Origin of the sequence: Spirillospora sp. NPDC049652, from assembly GCF_040675125.1 — a bacterium.
Taxonomy (GTDB): domain Bacteria; phylum Actinomycetota; class Actinomycetes; order Streptosporangiales; family Streptosporangiaceae; genus Spirillospora.
In genome coordinates, this window is sequence record NZ_JBFAOF010001076.1 from 1 (window position 1) to 2,244 (window position 2,244).

Here is a 2,244-nt window from a genome sequence, read left to right on the forward strand (position 1 = left end):
CTCGGCGAGCACGTCCACGACGGTGCGGGCGTCGGCCTCCAGGCCGCCGTACCGGGCGGGCAGCCGCAGCCGGAAGAACCCGGCCTCGGACAGGGCCCGCACGGTGTCGTCGTGCAGCCGCCGGTGCTCGTCGTTCCAGGCCGCGCGGTCCGCGAGCGCCGGCGCCAGCGCGGCCGCGGCGGCGACCAGGTCGGCGCGCGCGGCGGGGCCGGCCGCGCCCGTCGCGTGGTCGGTCGAAGGTGCGATCGTCACCCTGTCCTCCTTCGAAGAAAACGGCGTGGTCCGTTCCGAATCCTGCGCGCCGGACGGGCTGACCCGCATCCGCTGGATTGCCTTTCGGGGACACCGCCCCGCAATCCCGGATATTGTCCGGCGCGGACCTGGATGGGAGTTTGGGAAATCGCACGGCAATGGCCGCCGATAATGGCGCAGAATGAGGGAGTCGAAGTGTCAGAGAGTCCGTCCGCCACCAGGTCCCGCCCCTCCCCCGCCGACCAGAAGGCCGTCGCCGGGCTGCCCGCCCGGCTGGTCGAGGTCTGGGCCGCGCACGACGCCGACGGCTTCGGCGAGCTGTTCACCGCGGACGGCACGCTGGTGCTGCCCGGCGTGTTCGTCTCCGGCCGCGACGAGATCGCCGCGTTCATGCGGAACGCCTTCGCCGGCCCCTACAAGGGGACCCGGGTGACCGGCGCGCCGGTCAACGTGCGGTTCCTCGCCCCGGACGTCGCGCTGCTCATCACCGAGGGCGGCGTGATCGCGGCCGGCCGCAGCGAGCTGGCCGACGAGGACGCGATCCGCGCCTCCTGGCTCACCGTCCGGACCGACGGCGGCTGGCGGCTCGCCGCCTACCAGAACAGCCCGCGTGATGCGCGCTGAGGGCCGCGTGGGCGAGCGGGCGGTCGTGCTCGGCGGCAGCATGGCGGGGCTGCTCGCGGCCCGCGTGCTGGCCGAGGCGTACGCCGAGGTGCTGATCGTCGACCGGGACCGGCTGACCGGGGTCACCACGGCCCGGCGCGGCGTCCCGCAGGGCCGGCACGTGCACGGCCTGCTCGCCCGCGGGCAGCAGATCCTGGACGAGCTGTTCCCCGGCTTCACCGAGCGCGCGATCGAGGCGGGGGTGCCGACCGGCGACCTCGGCGAGCTGCGCTGGTACTTCAACGGGCGGCGCACCCGGCCGGCGTCGACCGGGCTGATCTGCGTGTCCGCGGACCGGCCCGTCCTGGAGAGCCTGGTGCGCGCGTCGGTCGCCGAGTGGAAGAACGTCGCGTTCGCCGAGGAGACCGACATCCTCGAACTGCTCACCGAGGACGGCGACGCGCGGGTCACCGGCGTCCGCGTCCAGGGCCGCGCGGACGGCTCCGCGCCCCGCGACGTCCCGGCCGACCTGGTCGTGGACGCCACCGGGCGCGGCTCCCGGACGCCCGCCTGGCTGGCCGAGCACGGCTACTCCCGGCCGCCCGAGCAGCGGATCAAGATCGACCTCACCTACACCACGCGGCACTACCGGCTGCGGGACGAGTCGATCCTGAACGGCGACCTGTCCATCAACCCGGTGTCCACGCCGTCGCACCCGCGCGGCGCGTTCTTCTCCCGGATCGACGGCGGGCGCTGCATCGTGTCGCTCACCGGCGTGCTCGGCGACGCCGCGCCCACCGACCCGGACGGCTTCCTCGCCTGGGCCGGGTCGCTGGCGGTGCCGGACGTGCTCGACGTGATCAAGGACGCCGAGCCGCTGGACGACCCGGTGTCGTTCACCTACCCGGCCAGCGTCCGCCGCCACTACGAGCAGCTGGAGCGGTTCCCGGACCGGCTGCTGGTCATGGGCGACGCGTTCTGCAGCTTCAACCCCGTCTACGGCCAGGGCATGACGGTGGCCGCGCTGGAGGCGCTCACCCTGCGCGCCCACCTGGAGCGCGGCGTCCCCGAACCGCTGCCGTTCCTGAAGGACGTGGCCGGCGTGGTCGAGGCGCCGTGGCAGATCTCGGCCGGCGGGGACCTGGCGTTCCCGCAGGTCGAGGGCGTGCGTCCGCCCGAGGTGGAGATGATGAACGCCTACATGGGGCTGCTCCAGTCCGCGATGACCCGCGACCCCGCGGTGACCCGCGCGTTCATGCGGGTGGCCGGACTGGTCGACCCCGCGCCCGCCCTGATGAGCCCGGAGATGATCTACCGCGTGCTCAAGAACGGCACCCCGCCCGCGCCCGCCCCGGCGGCCTGACCGCCCCGCGGCCGGGGGCCTCCATC

Annotated in this window: 3 protein-coding genes; 2 read left to right on the forward strand and 1 reads right to left on the reverse strand. The window is 74.5% G+C overall.

Annotated features, from left to right (window positions below):
- A partial coding sequence (locus AB0J52_RS37060) for an acyl-CoA dehydrogenase family protein (RefSeq protein WP_500187591.1) occupies positions 1 to 252 on the reverse strand: 252 nt, incomplete at its 3' end.
- Between the two features lie 195 nt (positions 253 to 447).
- Between AB0J52_RS37060 and AB0J52_RS37065 the strand changes: the two genes are divergently transcribed.
- Entirely contained in the window at positions 448 to 876 is a 429-nt protein-coding gene (locus AB0J52_RS37065) for an SgcJ/EcaC family oxidoreductase (protein ID WP_500187592.1), read from the forward strand.
- Positions 866 to 2,218 (forward strand): FAD-dependent oxidoreductase, encoded by a 1,353-nt coding sequence (locus tag AB0J52_RS37070; RefSeq protein WP_500187593.1) that lies wholly within the window; start codon positions 866 to 868, stop codon positions 2,216 to 2,218. Before AB0J52_RS37065 ends, AB0J52_RS37070 begins: the two co-directional genes overlap by 11 nt.
- The last annotated feature ends 26 nt before the right edge of the window (positions 2,219 to 2,244 follow it).

Bases quoted from the DNA above. Each gene is read 5' to 3' on its own strand.
- AB0J52_RS37070 (WP_500187593.1), top strand. From the start codon at position 866: ATGCGCGCTGAGGGCCGCGTGGGCGAGCGGGCGGTCGTGCTCGGCGGC.